2 protein-coding genes are annotated in these 2645 nt (G+C 69.5%); both read right to left on the bottom strand.

The annotated features are described in order from the left end of the window. Positions 1-13: 13 nt before the first annotated feature. Entirely contained in the window at positions 14-1051 is a 1038-nt protein-coding gene (locus tag NQV17_RS37625) for a ribose ABC transporter permease (protein ID WP_124524125.1), read from the bottom strand. 40 nt (positions 1052-1091) lie between these two features. Further along, positions 1092-2645, bottom strand: coding sequence for a sugar ABC transporter ATP-binding protein (locus tag NQV17_RS37620; protein ID WP_044848731.1), 1554 nt, complete (start codon positions 2643-2645; stop codon positions 1092-1094).

Raw genomic sequence — 2645 nt, 5'->3', positions numbered from 1 at the left:
TGAGGAATGCGAATCAGGTGCGGGCCGAGTCACGCTGGCGATAGCGGTCGAGCGCGACCGCGCCGATGATCACGAGCCCCTTGATGATGTATTGCCAGATGTCGGACACGCCGAGCAGCACGAGGCCGTTGGTCAGCACCGCGATGATCAGCGCGCCGATCAGCGTGCCGACGATCGAGCCGACGCCGCCGACGAAGCTCGTGCCGCCGAGGATCACCGCGGCGATCGCATCGAGTTCGTACGACTGGCCGAGCTGCAGGCCGTTGGCCGCATAGAGCCGCGCGGCCGACATCACCGCGCCGAGGCCGGCGAGCAGGCCCGACGCCGCATACACGAACAGCTGGATCGCGCGCACGTTGATGCCCGACAGCCGTGCGGCTTCCGGGTTGCCGCCGACCGAATAGATCCGCATGCCGAGCACCGTGCGGCGCAGGATGAACCACGACAGCGCGATCACCGCGCACGCGATCACGACGAGCCACGGCACGCCGAGGATCGTGCCGTTGCCGATGAACGCGAACGGCAGTTGCGGGTTGAAGACGGTCGTGTCGTTGCCGATCAGGCGGGCGACGCCGCGCACGGCCGTCATCGCGCCGAGCGTGACGATGAACGGCGGCAGGCGCAGGAACGAGATCAGGCCGCCGTTGATCGCGCCGAACACGAGGCCGACCGCGAGCGCGATCGGCACGCCGAGCCAGCCCCAGCCGGGGATGGTCGACGCGATGAGCGCGGCGACGGCCGACGCGGCGAGCACCGAGCCGACCGACAGGTCGATGCCGCCCGTCAGGATCACGAAGGTCATGCCGGCGGCGAGCACGATGTTGATCGACGCCTGCTGCGTGACGATCGACAGGTTCTGCAGCGTGAAGAAGCCGTCGGTCATGAAGCCGAAGCCGATGCAGAGGACCAGCAGCACCGGCAGCATGCCGGCGGTGCGCATCAGCGACTGCATGCGCGCGCGATGATCGGCGCCGCGCATCAGCGGCGTACGGTTGGCGACCGGATGGGCCGTCGCGGACGCGAGGTTGCGCTGCTTGGTCGGGTTGATCATGTCGGTACCTTGAAGGAAGAAGGAAATGAAGGGGCCGTGGTCAGTGCGCGTCGGCGAGCTCGGCCTGCGAGCCGGTGGCGAGCGCGATGATCGCTTCCTGCGTGATGGGCGTGTGCGTGTGGCCGCCGAGTTCGCCGGCGATCTCGCCTTCGCGCATCACGAGCACGCGGTCGGCGACGCCGATGATCTCCGGCAGCTCGCTCGAGATCACGATCACGCCGACGCCGGCGCGGGCCAGTTCGTTGATGATCCGGTAGATCTCGGATTTCGCGCCGATGTCGACGCCGCGCGTCGGCTCGTCGAGGATCAGCACGCGCGGCTTCGTCTCGAGCAGGCGCGACAGCAGCACTTTCTGCTGGTTGCCGCCCGACAGCGCGCCGACGTTGACGTTCGCGTGCGGCACGCGGATCGACAGCGACGCGATCGCGTCGCGCGCGCGCGTGGCGCCGCGCGCGAGATCGAGCGCGCCGAGCCGCGCATCGCGGTTGCACACGGAGATGTTGATGTTGTCGCGCACGCTCATGTCGAGGAACAGGCCCTGGCGCTTGCGGTCTTCCGTCAGGTAGACGAGGCCCGCGTCGATCGCGTCGCGCGGCGAATGCGCACCGAAGGTGCGCTCGCCCAGCTTCACGTCGCCGCGCGTGCGCGGCTCCGCGCCGAAGATCAGCCGCGCGAGCTCGGTGCGGCCCGCACCGACGAGCCCGGCGATGCCGAGCACCTCGCCCGCATGCAGGTCGAGGCTGCAGCCGCGCACGCGCTCGCCGTCGGCGATGTCGCGCACCGACAGCAGCAGGTGGCCGGGATCGTACGGCGCGTGTTCCTTCTTGTAGAAGCCGGAGATGTCGCGGCCGACCATCATCGCGACGAGCCGCTCGGCCGACAGCGATGCGCGCTCGAGCGTGCCGACGTACGAGCCGTCGCGCAGCACCGACACGCGGTCGGACAGTTCGTAGATTTCGGCCATCCGGTGGCTGATGTAGATGATCGCGAGACCTTCCTCGCGCAGCTGGCGGATCAGGCCGAACAGGTGCTCGGTCTCGCGCGACGACAGCGGCGTCGTCGGTTCGTCCATCACGAGGATGCGTGCGCGGGTATGCACGGCGCGCGCGATCTCGACGAGCTGCTGCTCGGCGATCGACAGCGTGCCGACCAGCGTGTCGGGGCCGAACGGCGCACCGAGGCGCGCGAGCACGTCCTGGCAGCCGCGCGCCATCGCCGCGCGGTCGATGGTGCCCCAGCGGCGGTTGCCGCGGCGCAGTTCGCGGCCGACGTAGATGTTTTCCGCGACGGTGAGGTTGGGCGCGAGGCACAGCTCCTGGTAGATCACGGCGACGCCGGCATCGCGCGCGGCGAGCGGGCCGTCGACGTCGATGCGCGCGCCGTCGATCAGGATCTCGCCGCCGGCGTCGGCGCGGTACGCACCCGACAGGATCTTCATCAGCGTCGACTTGCCCGCGCCGTTCTCGCCCATCAGCGAATGGATCTCGCCCGGATAGACGGTCAGGCTGACGTTGTCGAGCGCGCGCACGGCCGGGAAGGTCTTGCTGATGCCGCGCATCTCGAGCAGCGGCCGGGGGGACTCAGAACGCGACAT

The sequence above is a fragment of the Burkholderia sp. SCN-KJ genome (genome assembly GCF_024656005.1).
Classification (GTDB): Bacteria; Pseudomonadota; Gammaproteobacteria; order Burkholderiales; family Burkholderiaceae; genus Burkholderia.
Note: the sequence above shows the minus strand (reverse complement) of the source record. Positions and strands in the feature narration are given on the sequence as shown.